The sequence below is a fragment of the Burkholderia sp. BE17 genome, assembly GCF_009362305.1.
Taxonomy (GTDB): domain Bacteria; phylum Pseudomonadota; class Gammaproteobacteria; order Burkholderiales; family Burkholderiaceae; genus Burkholderia; species Burkholderia pyrrocinia_C.
Genome location: NZ_WHNU01000013.1, coordinates 35,480 through 57,319, shown reverse-complemented (window position 1 = coordinate 57,319; position 21,840 = coordinate 35,480). Strand labels below are relative to the sequence as shown.

Annotated in this window: 14 protein-coding genes and 2 pseudogenes; 14 read left to right on the top strand and 2 right to left on the bottom strand. The window is 65.1% G+C overall.

All coding sequences use genetic code 11. The features are described 5' to 3' along the window. Positions 1 to 142: 142 nt before the first annotated feature. Complete coding sequence (locus GD429_RS41825) at positions 143 to 1,939, bottom strand: acyl-CoA dehydrogenase (RefSeq protein ID WP_321574590.1); 1,797 nt, start codon at positions 1,937 to 1,939, stop codon at positions 143 to 145. A 319-nt stretch (positions 1,940 to 2,258) separates the two neighbouring features. Here GD429_RS41825 and GD429_RS13390 point away from each other — a divergent pair. Continuing rightward, positions 2,259 to 2,396: pseudogene (locus tag GD429_RS13390) on the top strand (electron transfer flavoprotein subunit beta/FixA family protein); the annotation flags it as partial. 219 nt (positions 2,397 to 2,615) lie between these two features. On the opposite strand, the gene GD429_RS13385 reads toward GD429_RS13390, so the two are convergent. Further along, positions 2,616 to 5,261 (bottom strand): helix-turn-helix transcriptional regulator, encoded by a 2,646-nt coding sequence (locus GD429_RS13385; protein ID WP_227791639.1) that lies wholly within the window; start codon positions 5,259 to 5,261, stop codon positions 2,616 to 2,618. 960 nt (positions 5,262 to 6,221) lie between these two features. On the opposite strand from GD429_RS13385, the gene GD429_RS13380 reads away from it, so the two are divergent. The 13 genes and pseudogenes from GD429_RS13380 to GD429_RS13320 all read left to right on the top strand — a co-directional run bounded on the left by GD429_RS13380 (position 6,222) and on the right by GD429_RS13320 (position 21,768). Continuing rightward, positions 6,222 to 6,920 carry a DUF1302 family protein gene (locus GD429_RS13380; RefSeq protein WP_227791638.1) on the top strand — a complete coding sequence of 233 codons (699 nt, stop codon included), beginning with the start codon at positions 6,222 to 6,224 and terminating at the stop codon, positions 6,918 to 6,920. Between the two features lie 44 nt (positions 6,921 to 6,964). Then, positions 6,965 to 8,083, top strand: coding sequence for a saccharopine dehydrogenase family protein (locus GD429_RS13375; RefSeq protein ID WP_152857355.1), 1,119 nt, complete (start codon positions 6,965 to 6,967; stop codon positions 8,081 to 8,083). A gap of 33 nt (positions 8,084 to 8,116) precedes the next feature. Then, positions 8,117 to 8,965: an enoyl-CoA hydratase/isomerase family protein gene (locus tag GD429_RS13370; protein ID WP_227791637.1), complete on the top strand. Its 849-nt coding sequence runs from the start codon at positions 8,117 to 8,119 to the stop codon at positions 8,963 to 8,965. Further along, positions 8,962 to 10,758, top strand: a complete 1,797-nt coding sequence (locus GD429_RS13365) for an acyl-CoA dehydrogenase (RefSeq protein ID WP_321574589.1) — start codon at positions 8,962 to 8,964, stop codon at positions 10,756 to 10,758. The genes GD429_RS13370 and GD429_RS13365 overlap by 4 nt, the downstream gene beginning before the upstream one ends. Before the next feature lie 20 nt (positions 10,759 to 10,778). Continuing rightward, entirely contained in the window at positions 10,779 to 11,528 is a 750-nt protein-coding gene (locus GD429_RS13360) for an electron transfer flavoprotein subunit beta/FixA family protein (protein WP_152857353.1), read from the top strand. 11 nt (positions 11,529 to 11,539) lie between these two features. Continuing rightward, complete coding sequence (locus GD429_RS13355; RefSeq protein WP_152857352.1) at positions 11,540 to 12,499, top strand: electron transfer flavoprotein subunit alpha/FixB family protein; 960 nt, start codon at positions 11,540 to 11,542, stop codon at positions 12,497 to 12,499. Beyond that, entirely contained in the window at positions 12,496 to 12,954 is a 459-nt protein-coding gene (locus tag GD429_RS13350; protein ID WP_152857351.1) for a GFA family protein, read from the top strand. The genes GD429_RS13355 and GD429_RS13350 overlap by 4 nt, the downstream gene beginning before the upstream one ends. A 2-nt stretch (positions 12,955 to 12,956) precedes the next feature. Continuing rightward, positions 12,957 to 14,240 carry an acyl-CoA dehydrogenase family protein gene (locus tag GD429_RS13345; protein WP_152857350.1) on the top strand — a complete coding sequence of 428 codons (1,284 nt, stop codon included), beginning with the start codon at positions 12,957 to 12,959 and terminating at the stop codon, positions 14,238 to 14,240. A 33-nt stretch (positions 14,241 to 14,273) separates the two neighbouring features. Next, positions 14,274 to 15,830: an AMP-binding protein gene (locus GD429_RS13340; protein WP_152857349.1), complete on the top strand. Its 1,557-nt coding sequence runs from the start codon at positions 14,274 to 14,276 to the stop codon at positions 15,828 to 15,830. Between the two features lie 19 nt (positions 15,831 to 15,849). Next, the gene (locus GD429_RS13335) at positions 15,850 to 17,088 is read left to right on the top strand and encodes a thiolase family protein (RefSeq protein WP_152857348.1); all 1,239 of its coding nucleotides are present in this window, start codon (positions 15,850 to 15,852) and stop codon (positions 17,086 to 17,088) included. Between the two features lie 9 nt (positions 17,089 to 17,097). After that, positions 17,098 to 19,236: an FAD-dependent oxidoreductase gene (locus GD429_RS13330; protein ID WP_152857347.1), complete on the top strand. Its 2,139-nt coding sequence runs from the start codon at positions 17,098 to 17,100 to the stop codon at positions 19,234 to 19,236. Next, positions 19,233 to 20,408: pseudogene (locus GD429_RS13325) on the top strand (acetyl-CoA C-acyltransferase). Before GD429_RS13330 ends, GD429_RS13325 begins: the two are co-directional and overlap by 4 nt. Positions 20,409 to 20,484: 76 nt before the next feature. After that, positions 20,485 to 21,768, top strand: a complete 1,284-nt coding sequence (locus GD429_RS13320) for an acyl-CoA dehydrogenase family protein (RefSeq protein ID WP_152857346.1) — start codon at positions 20,485 to 20,487, stop codon at positions 21,766 to 21,768. Positions 21,769 to 21,840: the final 72 nt, after the last annotated feature.

Sequence of the window (21,840 nt, the reverse complement as noted above, 5' to 3'; positions counted from 1 at the left end):
CATTTGCCAGAAAAATCGAAAGTTGCAGTTCATGGTCTGACCGGTGGACTTCTCTGCAGCACTTCGCTCGGCCTTTCTTGAGAGCAATCTGCGTGTGGGGCGAGGCGCGCTACAGTCGAGCATGATATGGATCCTGCTGCGCTCAGAATGCCTCGTCACCCATCGTCATTGCGCATTCACCGTGCATGGCGATCGACGACAGCCCCTCTGCTTGGGGTAGCACGTGGGCCGCATAGAAGCGCGCGCTCAAGAGCTTACGACGAAGGAAGGCGGCATGACCGCGGCCCTGTTCGAGATGGCGTTGCGCCGCCAGCGCCGCACGTGCCATCTGCCAGCCGCCGGCGACGATACCGCAGAGCCGCAGGAGCGGCACCGAGCCGGCAAGGACTTCGAGAGGCCTTTCCCGGTAGTTCGCGATTGCCCAGTTGGAGGCTTCCTGTAGTGCTGCTACTGCGTCGCGCAAGTTGGACGCGATATCCCGGAGCTCGCCATTCGCAGCGTCGTCCAATCGGTGCAGGACGAGCTGAATTTGCGACAGCCATGCCCGCAGCGCCGCCCCCCCATCGCGCGCGAGTTTACGTTCAACCAGGTCGTGCGCCTGGACCGAAGTGGTACCTTCATAGATCGCCGCCACCCGCACATCGCGTAGCGGCTGCGAAGCGCCACTCTCCTCAATGTAGCCGAGGCCACCGTGCACCTGGATCGAGGTCGAGGTCACCTCGATTGCGGTCTCCGACGCCCAACCCTTGAAGACCGGAATCATGAGGTCGACGAAGGCCTGGCGTTCGAGACGCACCTCCGGGTCGGAATGACGCTCGGCGAGATCCCGGGCACCAGCAAGCGCGTAGGCCACCGCACGCATGGCTTCAGTTTGGCTGCGCATCATCAGCAACATTCGGCGTACATCGGGATGGCGGATGATGGGGACAGATTCCGTCCCGCCGCCGGCCAGCTTGCCTTGCACACGCTCACGAGCATAGGCGAGGGCTTGCTGGTAGGCACGCTCGCTCATCGCTGTGCTTTCCTGGCCCACCGTGAAGCGGGCCGAATTCATCATGAAGAACATGGTTTGCAGACCCTTGTTCTCGGCGCCGAGGAGCCAGCCTACCGCGCCTTCGCCACTACCCCCATAGATCATCGTGCAAGTCGGGCTGGCGTGATTGCCCAACTTGTGCTCAACGCCTGCGCATTTGACGTCGTTGTGCTGGCCCAGTCGGCCGTCCGCCTCCAGCAAGAATTTTGGGACCAGGAACAGCGAGATTCCTTTGGATCCCTCCGGCGCTCCAGGGATTCTGGCAAGGACCAAGTGGATGATGTTCTCGGTCAGATCATGCTCACCGTAGCTGATGAAGATCTTTTGTCCGAACAGCCTGTAAGTGCCGTCCGCTTGGGGCTCCGCACGGGTTCGTAATGCGCCGACGTCGGAGCCGGCTTGCGGCTCCGTAAGGTTCATCGTGGCGGCCCACTGTCCAGTGACGAGCCTAGGGATGTACAGCGACTTCAGTGATTCGCTCGCGCCGGCGATCAACGCCTTGACGGCGAATTCCGTGAGGTCTGGGCAATAGGCGAAGGCCTTGTTGGACGAGGTGAACATCTCGTGCACCGCCGTACAAAGCAAGGTTGGCAGGCCCTGACCGCCATACTCGGAAGGCAGCGAGATGTTGTTCCAGCCTGCCTCCACGAATAGCTGGTATGCCGCGGCGAAGCCCGGGGCGGTGGTGACACCTTGCTCGCTCCAGCGCACGCCCGCGCGGTCGCCGACCGCGTCCAGCGGAGCCAAGACTTCCTTCGCGAAGCGGGCTGCCTGGTCGAGGATGGCATCCGTCAGTTCTGGATCGGAAAGCGCTTCGGCGTCACTCAACTGGGCGACGCGTTCGATATCAGCTAGCTCCCGCAGCACGAAACGCATTTCCTCCAAAGGCGCGATGTACGGGTTCACGAATTTCTCCTCAAGCGGTGATCACTGCGGTTATTCGCGAGTGAGTCGCCCGGCCCGCAGGTCAAAGACTTCCTCGCGATGATGCTGAGCGGAGCGCCACGGGTTAGTACATCGGTTCGTTGACCTCGGCACAAATTTAGGGACTTCCGCGCTCGAGCGCTTTCGCGTGCTTGAACTATCGTCGATCCCAGGCCGGGTGCGGGCCACCCTTGAAGGGGGGGCGATTCCGGCCGCCGGTTCGTAGACTGCGCCGAATCGCCTTTGTGCCCGTGCCAAGCGGGTGGAACAAGTCTTGAGATTGTGGAGAGTAGGAGGCCTTATGAAGGCATTAGTCACCGTAAAACGGGTCGTGGATTTCAACATCAAGGTCCGGGTCAATGCGGATGGCACGGGCGTCGACCTTGCCACGGTGAAGATGAGTATGAACCCCTTCGACGAGATAGCCGTCGAGGAGGCTGGCCCCAACCAGTAGGGGTGGCGAGTAGACAGGGCGGAGCAGGTTCGCGCCAGCTTCAATGGCGGGGCTAAGATCATGCGCTGGCATCCCATTTGCCGCGCTGCTGTCGGCACCAATGCGAACTTGTTCGAAACCGGGGGGCTTTCACTTCTGGCTTCAGATCATAGTGGCGCGGCGTGGTTGGCTGGCGCCAGCGGCTCAGAATATTGAAAATGGTTGTCAATGCTCGAACAGCCCAAGCTGTCGCGCGCGCGCAAGTGCATGTTTGCGGCTACCGGCGTTGAGCTTGCTGAGCAAGTTCTTCATGTGCCACTTGATCGTGTCTTCGCTCAAATCCATGGCTAGCGCGATTTCCTTATTGCTCAGGTTGCCGCTGAGCAACGACAGAATTTCCCTTTCCTTGGCGGTCAACAAGGCCGTAGCGCGGACCTGCTGCTGTTTCGCAGTGAGCGCAAGGGACGATTCGCTTCGGTCCGGTGCTACTGACGAGCGCGCACCGACGGCTTCAGCTCGTTCCCCCGCTTCACGCAGTAGCTGTAACATGCCGCCAGCCAGGGCCAGACTCATCCCTTCGGCCTGCACAGCAGATGCGTCTCCAGAGCCTTGGCGCCGTAGCGCTTCAGCGCGAAGGAGGCGAGACTCTACGGCATCCCGCCCGCGCTTCATGCTTGCCGCCAGTGCTGCTGCAGATTCGGCGGCGTCGAGTGCTCCGGCAATGGATGGGGTGTTGTTCTTGGCCAGAAAGGCATATGCACGGCCGAGATCAGCGAGCAGGTCTGCCCAGGGTATGAGCGACGTCTCACGGATTTGAGCGCAGCGGTCCCGAAGCAAGGTATCAAGTTGCGCGTTCAGTTCCAATACGGTCTCGGTTCGGCCGCGTCTTGCGTGCAGACGCACCAGCTCAAGCTGCGCAGTCGCTTGAAGACGTGGCATAGCCTGCGCTTGGCCGATGGCGTAAAGCGATTCGAGGAAATCCAGCGCTTGGTCTTGCCGGCCCTCCTGGTCAGCGATGCGTGCCAGTGCCGTATAGGCCGAAATTACTGCATCGGGCAGGCCATGCCTTTTCAGCACGGCCAACCGCCCCGCCAACAGCCCAGCGATATCAGCGCTACGTCCACATTCCCAACTGGCGTGCGCCAGGAGCGCCGCCAATAGGCACGTTACCGGATGGCAACGGCCCAAGCGCTCCTCCGCCCGGTTCAGCGCGGGTCGGAGATCTTGGTGGGCCAAAGCGAATCGGCCTTCCCACAAGTAGCTCAAACCTGTGATGTAGTCGGCGTATGCATAGGATACTGGCGAATACGCCTGCGTCCGATCCAGATTGGCGATGCGGCTCGATTCCAGCCGCGCCTGGTCTGGTTGTCCGCGATACAAAGCGAGAAAGGCCTTGAGGTTGCAATGGACCGGCGTCGCTTCGGGCCGCGCTTCCGGCGGCGGTTCTGGCAACTTCTCAAGAATTGCCGCCAGACGGTCGGTGCGATCTGCAAATATCGCGGCAACGCCAGCGATCAGATTCGCTTCGAACCGTGCCCCGATCGAAAGTTCAGGTTGCGCAAGGATGAGATCGATAAGCGGTTGCGCCTCGGCATGTCGATCGCTCATGGCCAAGGCCCAGGCAACTGGAGTCCAGAATCCGGGGCGTTGCTGGAGATCATCCGGGCGCAGGCGCTGATACCACGCCAGCACTGCGGCGCTCTTTCCCTGCGCGGTCATTTGATGACTGCTGCGTTCGATGAGGGAAATGGCGGTCTCGACATCCCCGGCAATAAAGGCGTGATGCGCTGCTTCCTCGTATAGTCCGTGATCGACATACCAGGCGCACGCTCGTTGCGACATGGCCAGTCGCTCGGCCTTAGGCAAATGGTTCAGGCGCTCGCGAAGGATCTCGCGGGCGAGTGGATGCATGCGCATCCAGTCGCTGTCTTCGGCTTGCAGCAACAGCGGCGTCTCGTCTCGCAGTCGTAGCAGTTCCTGCCCAAGGTCGCTGCGCTCGAGCACTGCCGGACACAGGTCGACATGAATCACATCGAAATCCGCGAGCCGTATCAACATATTGACGGCATCGGCTGGTTGTCGGTCGATCACGGCATCTACGAAATAGCGGCGGATGTCGGCCGTCGCAGCTCCGAACAGTCCTTCAAGATCGCCTCCGCGCTTGAGTGCGGCGACCGCCAACTGGACGCCTAAGGGCCAACCTTCAATCAACTCGTGAAGCTGCACTCCAGCTTCCACGTCGCTCCCGCTCCCCATGGCGGCAGAAAGCACAGTCAGAGTTTCGTCTGGCCGGAAGCGCAAATCAGAGGCAGTCACGCGTGTGACCTTGGCCGTGCTCAGCGTGCCGCTGGCCACCAGTGCGCCCGTTGGCCGCGCGGCCAGTGCAATGTGCAAGTTAGCTGGTGCATTGCCCAGCAGATAGCTGAGGACTTCCCGGCGGGCGGGTGTGGGAAGGAGGTGGGTATCGTCTAGCAGCAACAGCACCTCGACCGATAGTTCCGCTATTTCTGCCAGCCATCCGGTCATGGCTTCCTGAGCGTCATCGCGCGCTTCGATCCACTCCACGACTGGATCTGCAAAACCTAGCTTTCCGCATGTTGACTGGGCCGAACGCGTAAGCCCGCGTACCAGGCGCAGGGGGTCATCGCGACTGTCGAGCGTATACCAGAAGGCTAGGCCTCCCCGTGCCAGCACTTCGCGACGCCATTGATTGAGTTGCGAGGTCTTGCCGAACCCTGCGGGTGCAAGCAAGACCGTCACGTGGGCCCCATCGACCTCGAGGCGACTGAGTTGCAGACGCTCACGATCCAAAAAGCGAGGAACCACGCGCGGCGCAGTGGCCTTGAGCAACAGCGCGGGATCTTGGCTCAACGTGCGGATAGCAGTCTCCTCTAAATCAGATCTTTTACCCCGAGACGCGCGCATGCCAAAGTTGCGCGGGCGTGCGGCGAGTGCGCCGCTCTGCAATGGGTCGTCGGGGATGCTCGCAGACCACTAATTGTTTTCCGTCCGGCCGGTTGCGACACCGGACAGCCCGTTTCCGGCCGGTAGCCACCGAGAGCCTTTATCAGATCTGCGTTAAAAAAGTATATCTTAGGGCGGGGAAACATAGAAGGGTTGGACGCCTCCCTTCCCACATGGTTGGGATGCCACTCATTCTTCAAGCTTTTCAACGGGTGATGCCTCAATTCTGGATTGAAGCCACGTACCGCATTCCCTAAGCCGGGATTCCACCATCTGTCAGTCGGCACGCGCTCCAGGCTCGCTGGCAGAAGTGCAGCCCCGCAGTGCCTTGTTCCATGGGCGTCGATCCAGCCCCGCACCGAAGCGCGGACTCGCCCATTCGCTGTCCACACCCAGTTCGCTTAAATGACGCGTTCCGCTCGACGTGAGCAGCGCCGTCGCGCCGCAGCAGGTTTTGGGGGAAATTTGGTGCCTCCGTCCGGAACATTGCTGGGGCATTAATCCTCGTCCGCCGTTGCCGCACCTTCTGCTGCCCACCGGGAACTATGCCCGCTTTGTATGCGTGCCAAACACGTGGGCCGCTCCCCGCGATTGAAACGTGCCGAACGGGCGACGGCGCTGGTTGCCCCCTTACCACTCTTCTGGGGTGGGGTGTGACAGCCGCGTAAATCGTACCTTTTACTCAGCGTGCCGGATCGGAGTGTCACGGGCTGCGAGCCCTGCCGACTTCTGGAACTCGTCGCCTTGCAGAAAGACGACACCGGTGCGCGAATGATCGCGCACGGCGTTCGACGGTGAGGTTCTCCTCATAGCCAATCCGTTGACTACGTGACGAAAGCGCGACCAAAAAATTGGAGACATATGCCCATGCGCCATGAAATGCCGCTGCCTAAGGTCGGGATTTCTCGATTCACTTCGACGAAGCCTGTGGCCGCAATGCAGGCCATCGGCACGGCCAGCCTCCTGGCCACTTTCCCCGCAGTGCATGCTGCGGACGTGTCACCACCGGAAGAGGCGTCGGACACGCGCGTGACGTGGAACAACACTGCGCGCTATAGCGCAGTGTTTCTAACGCGCTCGCAGAATCCAGCGCTCCTGGGAAATGTGAACGCCGATGACGGCGATCGCAACTTCAATCGTGGTCTGCTCTCGAACCGCGTCGATTTGCTGAGCGAACTGGACGTGGTCACGTCCAGCGGCCTTGGCTTCCGCCTGAGCGCGCTGGGCCGGTATGACAGTGTCTACAACGAGCGTAACGACCACCCCGGGTTCGTCGGCGGCGCGGTGCCCAACAAGCTGTCCGTCGCGCCCAATCGGTTCACGGTCACGGCGAAGTGGCTGGACAGATGCGGGCGCTCAGCGCCGAAACCACGGCCAGCGTCGACCGGGGGACGTTCAGCGTCGCCGCGGCGGGAGCATGACCTTGCCGCGCTATCACGGCTGGTCGAACAGTCTCGCGATCGCCTCTTTTCGGCCCAGGGACTCGCGCACGACCGGGTCCGCACCGACATGCCGCTACGTGGCCACTTCAAGCCCCTGGACGCTTTCCCGCGCGTCGATCTGTGACCCGCCGCATGCGGCCTTCAACACCGTTTCATGGAGAACAAAGCATGAGCAGCAACTACCCTGTGGTCATCTACGGCGCCAGCGGCTATACCGGCCGCCAAGTGGCCGAGTACCTGCGCGACTACCGCGTTCCCTTCGTTGCGGCCGGGCGCAACCGCGCCAGGATCGAGGAAGCCATGCGGTTGGTGCCCGGCATCGAGGACTGCACGTACGAGATCGCCGAGGTCGATCATGACGTGGAGTCGCTGGCCAAGCTGTTCCGCGGACGCCGCGTGGTCTGCAACACGGTGGGGCCGTTCGCACGCCGCGCCAACACCGTCATCGAAGCGGCCCTGAAGGCCGGCATCCACTACCTCGACACGGCGGGCGAGCAGACCCATGTGGCGGCGGTGCGCGAGCGCTGGGACGCCGACTTCCGCAAGGCCGGCCTGCTGGTCGTGCCGTCGATGGCGTACATGTACGCCGTCAGCGAAATTTCGGCGCGCTTCGTCATGGAGACCGAGGGGATCGACTCGCTCGACATGTTCATGTACGGCGTGGCGGTACCGACGCAGAACTCTGCCGAGAGCATCTTCGATGCGCAGATGCGCGACAAGGTGCGCTACCTCGCCGACAACGAGCTGGTCGAGTACAAGGACCTGGACGTGCAGAACGTTCTGCTGCCCTCCGGCGCGGTGGTGACGGGCACTCACTGGGGCGGCACGTCGAACCCGATCTGGTTCCATGGGGATCCGAGGGTGCGCAACTGCAAGATGACCGTCGCGATGTCCAACCAGGACCTGTACAAGCGGGTCCAGGAGTTGGAGCGTGGCTACAAGGTGCAGCTGCAATGGATTCCGGAAGAGCAGCTCGTGCCGCTGATGGACAAGCTGGCCGCGGACATGACGCCCGCCATGCCGCCGCGCGAGTCGCGTCATGTCCATCGCACGATCGACTGGACGCACGGCCGCGGCACCAACATGGCAGCCAAGTGCACGATCTACGGCGTCGGGGGCTACTTGCAGACGGCCTGCCTGGAAGCCTATGCTGCGACGCGGCTGGCGCGCGGCCAGGTCGACATCGCCGGCTTCCGCTCGCCGTGTCAAGCGTTCGGCCATCGCGAACTGCACGCTGCGTTGCGCACCCACGGACTCTCGAACATGAAGGTCGAGCGCATCGTCTGAGCGCCGCAGCCACCCGAACCCAAGGAGATGAACATGAGTGAATCATTGCTTGCCACCCGCATCGATGGCGCGGTGATGCGCGTGTCGATCAAGAACCCCCCGGTGAACTTGCTGAACGTCGGCATGGTCAAGGAACTGTTCGGCCTGGTCGGCCGCCTGACAGTCGACCCGTCGATCAAGGTGGTGGTGTTCGATAGCGCGGTGCCCGATTTCTTCATCGCGCACTTCGATGCCACCGAGTTCAAGGCCGGGTCGACCGACCCGGCGGCCAGGGGCCGCTACGACGAGATCAACATCCTGCAGTCCCTGAGCACCTGCCTGGGCAACCTGCCGCAGATCACGATCGCCGAGGTCACCGGGGTGTGCCGCGGGGGCGGTCTCGACCTGATCCTGGGCATGACGATGCGCTTTGCCAGCCGGTCGGCGCGCTTCTGCGCTCCCGAGACCAGCGTGGGCTTCCTGTCTTGCGGCGGCGGCATGACACGGCTGGCCATGATGTGCGGTCCGGCGCGTGCGCTGGAGGTGACACTGAGCGGCCGCGATTTCAGCGGCGAAGAGGCGCAGCAGTACGGCATCGTCAATCAGGCGCTGGCGGACGACGAACTGCGCGACTACGTCGATAGTCTCGCGCGTCGCATTGCGCTGCGACCGGCATACGCGATCGCGTCCAACCGCGGCGTCATTAAGCGCGTGTTCGCGTCCATGGCCGATTCGCTGTTTGAAGGCTTCGCAGCCGAGAACGACGCGATGCGTGCCTCGATCCAGCAGGATTACATGCAGCGCGCCAATGAAGCCGTGGCCATGCAAGGCCAGACGCGGGAGAACGAGTTCGACTTGCCCGCCACGATCGACCACATCCTCGCCTCGATGCAGACGCCGTGAACTCATACCTCGTACCCCTTGAGGAAGCGCGCTTCGTGCTGCGCGAACTGGCGGACCTCGACCGCGTCGCACAACTGCCGAACGCCGAGAGCCTGGCCGATGCCGAGCTGACCGAATCGATCCTGACCGAAGCGTCGCGTCTGGCCGAAGGCGTCCTGGAGCCTCTGAACGCGACTGGTGATCGCGATGGCGCGCGCTGGAGTGCCGAAGGCGTGAAGGTGACCCCAGGGTTCAAGGACGCGTACCGGCAGTTCATCGAGGGCGGCTGGAACCGCCTGTCGATGCCCACCGAATACGGCGGCCAGGGCATGCCCATGCTGCTGTCCGCCGCGGTGCGCGAGATCTTCGTCGGGGCCAACAAGGCCTTCTGCATGTGTCCCGGCCTGACCGATGCCGCGGTGCACGCGCTGATGCTGGGGGCCGACGACGCGCTGAAGGCGTACTACCTGCCTCGGCTCGTCAGCGGCGAGTGGGCCGCGACGATGAACCTCACCGAACCGCAGGCCGGCTCGGACGTCGGCGCGCTGCGCACGCGGGCGGTGCCGGCGGCCGATGGCACCTACCGGATCTTCGGCCAGAAGATCTTCATCAGTTTCGGCGACCAGGACCTGACGGACAACATCGTCCACCTCGTGCTCGCCCGCGTGGCCGGGGCGCCGGAAGGCTCCAGGGGCATCTCGCTGTTCGTCGTGCCGAAGTTCCTGCCGCAGCAGGGCTGGCAGGGCGCGCGCAATGACGTGCAGTGCGCCGGCATCGAGCACAAGCTCGGCAACCACGGCAGCCCGACCTGCACGATGGTCTACGGCGGCGCCGGCGAGGGCGCGGTGGCATGGCTCGTCGGCGAGGAGAACAAGGGCTTGCAGACCATGTTCGTGATGATGAACCAGGCCCGCTTCATCGTCGGCATGGAGGGGGTGGCGCTGAGCGAGCGAGCCTATCGGCAGGCCCTCGCGTATGCCGGCGAGCGCGTGCAGGGACGCGCTGCCGAAGGGAGTGCACAGCCGGTGCCGATCATCCGCCACCCCGATGTGCGGCGCATGCTGTTGTCGATGCGCAGCCAGACCGAGGCGATGCGCGCGCTGGGCTACATGCTCGCGGGAGCGCTGGACCTGGCCGACGGTCATCCGGACCCGATGGTGCGCCAGGAGCACCAGGACTTCGTCGACCTGATGATTCCGATCTTCAAGGGCTGGGCGTCGGAGACGGCCGTTGAGGTGACTCGCACGTCGGTGCAGATCCACGGCGGCATGGGGTATGTCCTTGAGAGCGGCGCATCGCAGCCGCTGCGTGACGTGCTGATCGCCCCGATCTACGAAGGCACCACCGGGATCCAGGCCAACGACCTGATCGCCCGCAAGGTCTTGCGCGACGGTGGGGCATCGCTGAACCGCTGGCTGGTGCAAGTGGACCGCACGCTGGCCGAGGCGGCGGGCCAGCCGGCGCTCGAGGACCTCGCATCGTCGCTGGGCGAGGCGGTCGCCTCCGTCCGGTTGGTCGCGCAATGGTTCGCGCAGGCCCATAGGGAGCGGCCGCTCGATGTGTTCGCTGCCGCCGTGCCGTTCCTCAAGCTCGCCGGGATCGTGGCCGGCGGATGGTTGATGACCCGTGCCGCACTGGCCGCCAGCCGGCTGCTGGATGCTACAGACGCCAGCGAGAGCGAATCCTTCCTGCGGGGCAAGCTGGTCTCAGCCCGCTTCTATGCCGCGCACGTGCTGCCGCAGAACGGCGCGCTGGCGGTGGCGGCGATGCATGGCAGCGCGGCAACTCTGGACGAATGGGCGCTGCAGGCGTGACGAGTGGATCGGAGCGGACGATGAAGATTCTGGTGGCGGTGAAGCGGGTCGTCGATCACAACGTGAAAGTGCGCGCAAAGTCCGACGGATCGGGCGTGGACATCGCGAACGTGAAGATGTCGATGAACCCGTTCGATGAGATTGCGGTCGAGGAAGCCGTGCGCCTGAAGGAAGCCGGTGCAGCCGACGAAGTGGTCGCCGTGTCCTGCGGCCGTGCGCCATCGCAGGAGACGCTGCGCACGGCGCTGGCGATCGGCGCCGATCGGGCCATCCTCGTCGAATCGAACGAGGAGTTGCAGCCGCTGGCCGTGGCCCGGCTGCTGGCGGCGATCGTGAAGCGCGAGCAACCGCAACTGGTCTTGCTGGGCAAGCAGGCGATCGACGACGATTGCAACCAGACCGGCCAGATGCTCGCCGCGCTGGCGGACCTGCCGCAGGCTACGTTCGCGTCGAAGGTGTCGCTGGCCGACGGGTGGGCCACGGTGTCGCGTGAGGTGGATGGTGGCGCGGAGACGCTGTCCGTGGCGCTGCCGGCCGTGATCACCACCGACCTGCGGCTGAACGAGCCGCGCTACGTGACGCTGCCGAACATCATGAAGGCCAAGAAGAAGCCACTGGAGGTCCTCAGCGCGGACGAACTCCAGGTCGATGTTCGCCCGCGGCTGCGAACACTGTTTGTCGAGGAGCCGCCTTCACGCAGCGCGGGTGTGCGTGTGCCGGATGTGGCTGCGCTGGTGGCGCTGCTCAAGTCCGAAGCCAAGGTACTGTGAAGGAGGTTCGCATGGGGATTCTGGTCATTGCCGATCACGACAACGAATCGGTGCACACGGCGACGCTGAGCACGCTCGCGGCTGCTGCCCAGCTCGTGAAGCTCACGGGCGGTGAAGTGGACGTGCTGGTGGCGGGTGAGGGCTCGCAGCGTGCGGCCGAAGTGGCGGCGCGCATTGGCGGCGTCTCCCATGTCCTGCACGCCGATGCGCCGCAGCTCGCGCATGGTCTTGCGGAGAACGTGGAGGCGACGGTGCTCACCGTGGCGCGGCAGTACACCCACCTGCTGTTCCCCGCCACCGCGCAAGGCAAGAACGTAGCGCCCCGGGTGGCGGCCAAGCTCGGCGTGGCGCAAGTGAGCGACGTCATGGCCGTGCAGGACGCCACGACGTTCAAGCGCCCCATCTTTGCCGGCAACGTCATCGCGACGGTGCAGGCGTTGGATGACATCAAGGTGCTCACGGTGCGGTCCACGGGGTTCGATCCCGTGCCGGTGGCTGGCGGCGCTGCGCCCGTCGTGCAGATTGACGTTCCGCCCGACGCCGGCACCAGCCGGTTCGTGCGCCGCGACGTGACGAAACTCGACCGCCCCGAGCTGACTTCGGCCTCCGCCGTCGTCTCGGGCGGACGCGGGCTGGGCAGCGCAGACAACTACCGCACCGTGATGGAACCTCTTGCAGACGCTCTGAATGCCGCGCTCGGGGCTTCACGCGCCGCCGTCGATGCAGGCTACGTATCCAACGACTACCAGATAGGGCAAACCGGAAAGATCGTGGCGCCGCAGCTCTACGTGGCGGTCGGCATCTCCGGCGCCATTCAGCACCTCGCCGGCATGCGCGACAGCAAGGTGATTGTCGCGATCAACAAGGATCCGGAGGCGCCCATCTTCGGCGTGGCCGACTACGGGTTGGTAGACGACCTGTTCACAGCCGTGCCGCAACTCGTGTCATCACTGGAGACCACTACCAAATGAGCAACCCATCAAGCCCTGTGAAGCTGCAAGGCGGCTGTGCCTGCGGCGACGTGCGCTACGAGTGCATGGCCGAGCCCGTCCTGTCACTGAATTGCCATTGCAGCGCCTGTCAACGCTACACCGGCACCGCGTATGCGTCTGTGCGCATCGTGCCCTCCGCGGCTTTCCGCTTCGTGCGCGGCGAGCTGCGCTATCACACATCGACAAGCAACGCCGGCCACACGGTGTCGCGTGGTTTTTGCCCCAACTGCGGCTCGCAGGTGCACGGCCGGATCGCCGAGAAGCCCGAGGTCGTGCTGATTGCGGCCGGCACGCTGGACGACGCGAGCGTCTATCCCCCTTCCATAGACGTTTTCACCAGCCGTGCACAGCCGTGGGACGTGATGAACCCCGGTCTTGCGAAGTTCGAAGAGGGCATCCCTGCTGGCGGGCCGAGCACTCAAACCGCGGAGTAGACATGCTGATCCTGAAGAAGGAAGTGACCTTGCCGGATGTCGGCCTCACGGGCTTCGAAACACCGCTGTCCGAAGAGGAGAGCGCCATCCAGCACACGGTGCATCGTTTCGCGAAGGACGTGTTGCGTCCGCTGGGCACCGAGCTCGACAAGATGACGGCCGAGCAGGTGGCCGCGCCCGGCTCGCCGTACTACTCGCTCTGGCCGGAGTTCGCGAAGCTGGGCCTCGAGCCGGCCGCGATGGCGTCGCTGCCGCCGGAGACGGCGTTGCGCATCGAATCGATGATCAGCGAGGAGCTCGGCTGGGGCGACAGCGGCCTGGCCGTCTCGATCGGGGCCGGGAGCATGGCCGTCGAAATAGCGTCCTCTTTGGGCAACAAGGAGTTGCTGGAACTGTCCATGGGTCGCATCGGTTGCTGGATCGGCACCAAGCCCGACTTCGGCAGCGACTTCCAGATCTTCGACATGCAGCGTGACTGGCCGGCAGGCGTGCCGGGCAACACGGGCAATCTGTGGGGCCAGGTCGGCAAGGACGAGATCGTCATCAACGGCCAAAGCTCCGCCTGGGTGTCTAACGGCGCGGTGGCGCAGGTGGCCGTCGCCTACATGAGCGCTGACTATGGCGACGGGCGGCTCGACAAGCAAGGACGGCCGTACGGCGTTGCCGCGATCGTTCCGCTCGACCTGCCCGGCGTGACCCGCGGCAAGCCCCTGGAGAAGATCGGCCAGCGCGCGCTCCCGCAGGGCGAGATCTACTTCGACAACGTGCGCATCCCCAAGCGCTTCGCGATCGCGCTGAAGGACGACTACGACGGCAACTTCGCGTCGGCCTGGTCGAATGCCGGCACGCACATGGCGCACATCTTCACCGGCGTCGCGCGCGCGGCGTTCGAGCATGCGCTGCAGTACTGCCACGAACGCCGGCAAGGAGGGCGGCTGCTGATCGACCACCAACTGACCCGCTATCGCCTGGGCGACATGCTGCGCCGCATCGAGATGGCGCGCGCCACGGCGCGACGGGTGCAGGCGTTCGCGCGGTTGTCGCCGCAGACCCATCCCTACATCACCGCCTCCGGCAAGGTGACGGCCACCGAAGAAGCGATGAAGGTGGTGCACGAGGCCTTCCAGCTTTTCGGCGGCGCCGGCACCACGCGCGAGTACCCGATCGAGAAGCTGTTCCGCGACGCGCGATCGGCGCTCATCGAGGACGGTGAGAACTACACCTTGACCATGCGCCTGGGCTTGCTGGCCCAGCAGTTGTATGCCGAGGGCTGGTCCAACCCCTGACCCCCCAATTCCGAACTCGCAGGAATCAACATCATGGCAGTTATCGACTTCTTCGACCGCGGCTGGCGCCTGAACCCGACCGGCGCCGCCTACATCCAGGGCGAGCGGGCCTTCACGTACAACGAGGTGGGCGCACTGTCCTGCCGCATCGCCAACAAGCTCCTGGCACTCGGGCTGCCGAAGGAAGCCAAGGGCGCGGTCTGGTCGGGCAACGACGTCACCGCGTGGACCTGCACGCTGGGTATCTGGCGCGCCAACAAGGTGTGGATCCCGATCAATCCCCGCAGCTCGGCGGAGGACAACCGCTACATCATCGACACCTTCGACTGCGAGATCCTGTTCTTTCAGAACGCATATGCGTCCATCGTTGAGCCGATGCGCGACGCGCTGACGAAGGTCAAGCACCTGGTCTGTATCGATGCCGATCTGGCGTGGGCACCGTCGTTGGCTTCCTGGCTCGGCGATGCTTCGGCGGCCATGCCGGTCGTTCCGTACGAGATGGACGACGTCGTCATGCTGACGCCGACGGGCGGCACGACCGGCATGCCCAAGGGCGTGATGAACACGCATCGCAGCCTGCAGACCTTCCTCGGCTTCAACTTGACGGCTTGCACCTACCGGGATGGGGCGCGGCCGGTGAACTTGGCCATGGCGCCGATGACGCATGCGGCCGGCCTGTTGTCGGTGCCCTGCATCGCGCAAGGCGGCACGGTGGTGGTGCTCACCAAGCCCGATCCCGCCGCACTGATCGAGAACGTGGCGCGGCACCGAGTGACGGAGTTCTTCCTGCCGCCCACGGTGATCTACCGGCTGCTGGAGGTGCCCGGCATTGCCGAAGCTGACTTCTCTTCGATGAAGTACCTGATGTATGGCGCGGCGCCGATGTCGGTGGAAAAACTCAAGAAGGCCATCGAGATCTTCGGGCCGATCCTGATGGGTGGCTACGGTCAGACCGAGGCGCCGGCCGGCATCTCCATCCTGCGGCCCGACGAGCACATGGTGGGCGGGGCGTTGGCCTCCGACGAGCGTCTGTCGTCGGTGGGTCACACCAACCCGCTGGTGCGGGTCGAGATCATGGACGACGACGGCCGGATCCTGCCGGACGGCGAGACCGGCGAGATCTGCGTGCGCGGCGACATCGTGATGAAGGGCTATTACAAGGATCCCGAGAAGACCGCCGAAACCATCGCCGACGGCTGGCTGCACACCGGCGACATCGGCCACTTCGATGGCGACCACCGGCTGCACATCACCGACCGCAAGAAGGACATGATCATCACGGGCGGCTTCAACGTCTATCCGAGCCAGGTCGAGCAGGTGCTGTGGTCGCACCCCGCCGTGCAGGACTGCGCCGTGATCGGCGTGCCCGACGAGAAGTGGGGCGAGGCCGTCAAGGCGGTCGTGGAGCTGAACCCCGGCCAGACCGTCAGCGCCGACGAACTGATCGCGCTTTGCAAAGAGCGCCTGGGCAGCGTGATGGCGCCGAAGTCGGTGGACTTCATCGCATCGTTGCCCCGCAGTCTGGCCGGCAAGGTGCTCAAGAAGGACCTGCGCCAGCAGTTCTGGCAGCAGGCCCAACGCAAGATCTGAATCCGAAGGAACCTCCGACATGAATGACATCTACATTGCCGGCATCGCGATGACCGTCTTCGGGCGACACCTGGAGCGCTCGCTGGACAACCTCGCCCAGGAAGCGCTGGATGGCGCCCTGAAGGATGCGGGCTGCCGGGTCAGCGACATCGGCACCGCCTTCTATGCCGGTGCGACCAACGGTTACCTGCAGGGCCAGATCCTGGTGCCCGGGCAGGTCGTGTTCGGCAAGATCGGCGTCACGGGGATCCCGACGTTCAACGTCGAGGCCGCCTGCGCCTCCGGCAGCACAGCCTTCCACCTGGCGATCCAGTCCCTGCGCGCCGGCAGTACCGACGTTGCGCTGGCAATCGGCGTCGAGAAGCTGAACGTCGCTGACAAGGCCAAGATGTTCAGCGTCTTCCAGGGCGGCTGGGACGTGAGCCGGGGCGAGCAGAACCTGGCCGACATGCTGGCGCTGGGCGCCGGCGTCGAAGTGCCGCCGGGCTCCGAGTCGGACAAACCGTACAGCGAAGTGATGCAGGTCTACGCATCGATGTGCCGCTACTACATGAAGACCTACGGCATCACGCAACGGCAGGTCGCCGCGGTGTGCGCGAAGAACCACAACCACTCGGTGCACAACCCGTTCTCGCAGATCCGCAAGCCCTACACGATCGACGAGGTGCTTGCCGCGCCGCCGATCACCTACCCGCTGACGCTGCCGATGTGCGCGCCGGTGTCCGATGGCGCCTCGGCGGCCATCGTCTGCACGGAGGAGGGCCTCAAGCGCATCGGTGCCGACCCCCGCCGCTGCATCAAGGTGGCCGCCAGCGTGATGCGCAGCTTCACGCACCGCCGCATTGACCAGATCGAATTGGCCGCGGGCCGCCTGGCAGCGCAGCAGGCCTATGAGATTGCGGGCGTCGGCCCTGACGACATCGATGTGGCCGAAGTGCACGACGCCTCGGCGATGGGCGAGATCCTGCAGGTCGAGAACCTGCAGTTCGTGGCACCTGGCGAAGGCGGCCCGGCGGCCGAACGCGGCGAGTTCACCCACGGTGGCCGCCTGCCGATCAACGTCTCCGGCGGCCTGGAGTCCAAGGGCCATCCGCTCAGCGCCACCGGCATCGGCCAGCTCTACGAACTGGTGACCCAGCTGCGCGGCGAGGCCGGCGCACGTCAGGTGGAAGGCGCCCGCGTCGCGTTGCAGGAAAACGGCGGCGGCCTGGCGGCGATGGAGGAAGCCGTCGTGGCGGTCCACATCCTGACCAAGTGAGGCGATACGATGCCGGACAACATTGACAACCCGCACGCCGATCTCGACGGCGTTCGCGTGATCGCGCTGGCGCAGCCGCCGCTGAATGTGCTGTCGCTGGCAGTGCGCCGCCGTCTGGCTGACGACCTGCACGCTGCGCTGGCCGACGCCGCCGTGCGGGCCATCGTGCTGACCGGTGCGGGCACGGCATTCTGCGGCGGTGGCGACATCGCCGAGTTCGACACGCAGGACGTGCTGCTGGAGCCTGGCCCAAAGACGCTGATGTCGCTGATCGAAGAAAGCCCGAAGCCGGTGGTGGCCGCGCTGCACGGCGTGGCACTGGGCGGTGGGCTGGAGCTCGCGATGGCTTGCCATGCCCGTGTCGCGCAAGCGCAGACTTCCGTCGGCCTGCCCGAGGTGCAACTGGGCATCGTGCCCGGCGCCGGTGGCACGCAGCGCCTGCCGCGGCTGGTCGGCCTCGAACTGGCGACCGACCTCATCGTGCACGGCCGCAAGCGCACCGCACGCCAGCTGGCCGACAGCGGCCTGTTCGACCGCGTCACCGACGAGGCGCCGCTGCCGGAGGCGATCGAGCTTGCGCTCCAGCTGGCGGAGGATGCCGTGGCCTTGCGGCGTACCGGCCATCTGCCGGTGCGGATGGAGAACGCCCAGGCCTTCCTCGCGTTCGCGCGCGGAGCGGTCAAGGCGCGGCCCGAGCTGCTCGGGCCACAGGCCTGCCTGGACTGCCTGGAAGACGCCGTCACGCGGCCCTTCCAGGACGGTCTGGCGCGCGAGCTGGAACGCTTCCACCGGCTGCGCGCGACGCCGCAAAGCGAAGGCCTGCGCCATGCCTTCCTGTCTGAGCGCCTGGCGGCCAAGATCAGCGATCTAGCGCCGGGTGTGAAGCCGCGCACGGTGACCAGCACCGCGATCATCGGTGGCGGCACCATGGGCACCGGCATCGCGATGAGCCTGGCCAATGCCGGGCTGGCGGTGACGCTGGTCGAACGCGACCCCGCCGCGCTGGATCGGGCGCTCGCGACGGTGCGCAAGACCTACGAGGACGCGCAGCGCCGCGGCAAGCTGGCCGCCGAAGAGGCCGCGCGCCGCATCGCGCTGGTCAGCGGGGCGCTGTCGTACGACGCGCTGCGCGACACCGACCTCCTCATCGAAGCGGTGTTCGAGGACATGGCGGTCAAGCGCCAGGTGTTCGAGCAGCTCGACGCGGTGGCCAAGCCCGGCGCGGTGCTGGCCACCAACACCTCGATGCTCGACGTCGACGAGATCGCCACCTTCACGCGCCGCCCGCAGGACGTGCTGGGGCTGCACTTCTTCAGCCCGGCGCATGTGATGCCGCTGCTCGAGGTGGTGCGCGGCGCGCAGACGGCGCCCGATGTGCTCGCCACTGCGATGGCGCTGGGGCGCCGGCTGTCCAAGACGGCCGTGGTGGCGCGGGTCTGCGAAGGCTTCATCGGCAACCGGATGCTGACGCCGTACCTCGTGCAGGCCGGCCTGCTGATCGAAGAGGGCGCGCTGCCGCAGCAGGTCGACCGCGCGATCGAGCGCTGGGGCATGGCGATGGGGCCGTTCCGCATGGCCGACATGGCCGGGCTCGACCTGGGCGCCAAGATCCGCGCGCAGTACCGCGAACGCCATCCCGACGTGCCGTACTCCGAGCTCAACCAGATCCTGGTCGACATGGACCGGCCGGGCCAGAAGGCCGGACGCGGCTGGTACGACCATGTGCCTGGCCAGCGGGCGCCCGTGCCCAGCGCAGCCGTGCAGCAGGCCATCGAGGCGCATTCGCAGCGACTGGGCCTGGTGCGGCGTCGCATCGGCGATGACGAGATCGTCGATCGGCTGGTGCTCGCGCTGGTGAACGAAGGCGCCCTCCTGCTGGAGGAAGGCATTGCCCAGCGCGCCTCGGACATCGATGTCGTCTTCATCGCCGGCTACGGCTTCCCGCGCTGGCGCGGCGGCCCGATGTTCGCGGCCGAACAGCGCGGTTTCGAAGACGTGGTGGCGGCGATGCGCCGCCTCGCGACGGGCGGCCCTGCCTACCAGCGCCGCGCCGAAGCCTGGCGGCCTGCGCCCTTGCTGACCCGCCTGTCCGAACGCCGGCTCGGCTGGTCGTCCCTATCCGACAAAACCGAAGAGAGCGCTGCATGATGGACGCGGTCATCGTCTCCACGGCCCGCACGGGCCTGACGAAGTCATACAAGGGTGGCTTCAACATCACCCACCCGGTCACGCTCGGCGGCCACGTCGTCGAGCACGCGATCGCGCGTGCCGGTATCGAACCCGGCGAGGTCGAGGACGTGCTGTTCGGCAGCTCCTTCCTTGAAGGCGCCGGCGGCATGAACATGGCGCGCCAGGTCGCGCTGCGGGCCGGCTGCCCCGTCACCACCGCGGGGCTGACGGTCAACCGCTTCTGCTCCACCGGGCTGCAGACCATCGCGCTGGCAGCGCAGCGCGTGATCGCCGGCGAGGGCGACATCTACGTGGCCGGCGGCGTCGAGTCGATCACGGTGGTGCAGTCCACCGCCAACTTCTCCAACCTCAAGGAAGCCTGGGTCGAGGCGCGCAAGCCCGAGGTCTACTGGAGCATGCTGGACACCGCCGAAGTGGTCGCCAAGCGCTACGGCATCTCGCGCGAGCGGCAGGACGAGTACGGCTTGCGCAGCCAGTTGCAGGCGGCGCGCGCGCAGGCCGAAGGTCGGTTCGGCGAGGAGATCGTCCCGCTGGCGACGCGCATGGCCGTGGTGGAGCCTGACGGCCGCATCGCCACGCGGGCCGTCACCGTCGATCGCGACGAAGGCATCCGCGGCGACTCGACGATCGAGGGCCTCGCCGGCCTGCGCGCCGTCCGTCCCGGCGGCGTGGTGACCGCCGGTAACGCCAGCCAGCTCTCCGACGGTGCCTCGGCCTGAGTGGTGATGAGCGCGCAGGCCGCGCAGCAGCGCGGGGTGCAGCCGCTGGGCATCTTCCGCGGCTTCCAGGTCGCGGGGTGCGAGCCCGACGAGATGGGCATCGGTCCGGTCTTCGCCGTGCCCAAGCTGCTGGCCAAGGCCGGCCTTGGCATCGACGACATCGGGTTGTGGGAGCTGAACGAGGCGTTTGCCGTGCAGGTGCTGTATTGCCGCGACCGGCTCGGCATCCCGGAGGATCGCTTGAACGTCGACGGTGGCGCCATCGCGGTGGGCCATCCGTATGGCATGAGCGGTTCCCGCCTGGTCGGGCACGCCCTGATCGAAGGCCGCCGGCGCGGCGTGCGCTATGTGGTCGTGACCATGTGTATCGGCGGCGGCATGGGGGCCGCAGGCTTATTCGAGGTCCTGTAGGACGTCCGGCGCTGGCGAAATTTGCCAAAGGCCTACCCAACTCATAACACGTTGCTGAAATCAAAAGGAGACGAAAATGCTGGAGCTGAAAACTGAACTGAACTTGCCGGACGTTTGCCTGAGCGGTTTCGAAACGCCGCTGTCTGAAGAGGAGCGTGCCGTGCAGGAGACGCTTCATCGGTTTGCCAAGGAAGTCCTCCGCCCAATGGGCACGGCGCTGGACAAGATGACCGCGGAGGAGGCCATTGCCCCAGGATCGCCTTTCTACTCGGTTTTCGCAGAGTTCGCGAAGCTCGGCGTAGATCCCGCGCTGTTCGCTTCGCTACCAGCCGAGACGGCGTTGCGCATGGAATCGATGATCGCCGAGGAGCTCGGATGGGGCGACAGCGGGCTTGCTGTGTCGCTGGGCGTCGCCAACTTCCCTATGCAAATGGCTGTTGCGGCCGGCAACCAGGAACTGGTGGAGCTGTGTGCCGGACGCATCGGGTGCTGGATGGGAACGCAGCCCGACCGGGGCAGCGACTTCCAAGTGTTCGACATCGAACGCGATTGGCCCAAAGACACGCCGGGTAATCAAGGCAACCTGTGGGCGAAGGTGGGCGACGACGAGATCGTGATCAACGGACAAAGCTCGGCCTGGGTATCCAACGGCGCCGTTGCGCAAGTGGCGATCGCCTATATGGGCGCGGACTATGGCGATGGACGGCTCGACAAAAATGGCCGGCCGCACGGTGTAGGGGTGATCATCCCTCTCGACCTTCCCGGGGTCTCGCGCGGCAAGCCGCTTGAAAAAATCGGCCTGCGCGCGCTTCCTCAAGGGGAAATCTATTTTGACAACGTTCGTGTGCCGAAACGCTTCGCCGTCGCGTTGAAAGACGAGTTCTACGGCAATTTTGCTTCGGTGTGGTCTTACGCCGGAGCACACATGTCGCCGATATTCGTGGGCGTCGCCCGCGCGGCGTTCGAGATGGCGCTGCAGTACTGCCATGAGCGTAAACAGGGCGGAAGGCTGCTGATCGATCATCAGCTGACCCGCTATCGTCTCGGCGATATGCTGCGCCGGATTGAAATGGCTCGCGCGACGTCTCGGCGCTCCGTCGCGTTTGCACGCCTTTCGAAGCGGACCCACCCCTATGTCACCGCAGCCAACAAGGTGACGGTAACCGAAGAGGCGATGAAAGTGGTCCACGAGGCGTTCCAGCTTTTCGGCGGGGTGGGCACGACACGCGAATATCCCATCGAGAAGCTGTTCCGCGACACCCGCCCCTCCCTTATCGCGGATGGCGAGAGCTACACAGTGACCATGCGCTTTGGGCTTCTTTGTCAGCAGCTCTATGCGGAGGGTTGGTGCAACCCCTGATCCGTCGAAATGCCGCGTAGGTACTCAAGCGCCTGGGTCTTACCTGCTGATCAGGCAGATCGCCGTCCTCTC

Excerpts from the sequence above, each read along its gene's own strand:
- GD429_RS13380 (WP_227791638.1), top strand. The coding sequence starts at position 6,222 with ATGCGCCATGAAATGCCGCTGCCTAAGGTCGGGATTTCTCGATTCACT.
- GD429_RS13375 (WP_152857355.1), top strand. The coding sequence starts at position 6,965 with ATGAGCAGCAACTACCCTGTGGTCATCTACGGCGCCAGCGGCTATACC.
- GD429_RS13370 (WP_227791637.1), top strand. The coding sequence starts at position 8,117 with ATGAGTGAATCATTGCTTGCCACCCGCATCGATGGCGCGGTGATGCGC.
- GD429_RS13360 (WP_152857353.1), top strand. The coding sequence starts at position 10,779 with ATGAAGATTCTGGTGGCGGTGAAGCGGGTCGTCGATCACAACGTGAAA.
- GD429_RS13355 (WP_152857352.1), top strand. The coding sequence starts at position 11,540 with ATGGGGATTCTGGTCATTGCCGATCACGACAACGAATCGGTGCACACG.
- GD429_RS13350 (WP_152857351.1), top strand. The coding sequence starts at position 12,496 with ATGAGCAACCCATCAAGCCCTGTGAAGCTGCAAGGCGGCTGTGCCTGC.
- GD429_RS13345 (WP_152857350.1), top strand. The coding sequence starts at position 12,957 with ATGCTGATCCTGAAGAAGGAAGTGACCTTGCCGGATGTCGGCCTCACG.
- GD429_RS13340 (WP_152857349.1), top strand. The coding sequence starts at position 14,274 with ATGGCAGTTATCGACTTCTTCGACCGCGGCTGGCGCCTGAACCCGACC.
- GD429_RS13335 (WP_152857348.1), top strand. The coding sequence starts at position 15,850 with ATGAATGACATCTACATTGCCGGCATCGCGATGACCGTCTTCGGGCGA.
- GD429_RS13330 (WP_152857347.1), top strand. The coding sequence starts at position 17,098 with ATGCCGGACAACATTGACAACCCGCACGCCGATCTCGACGGCGTTCGC.
- GD429_RS13320 (WP_152857346.1), top strand. The coding sequence starts at position 20,485 with ATGCTGGAGCTGAAAACTGAACTGAACTTGCCGGACGTTTGCCTGAGC.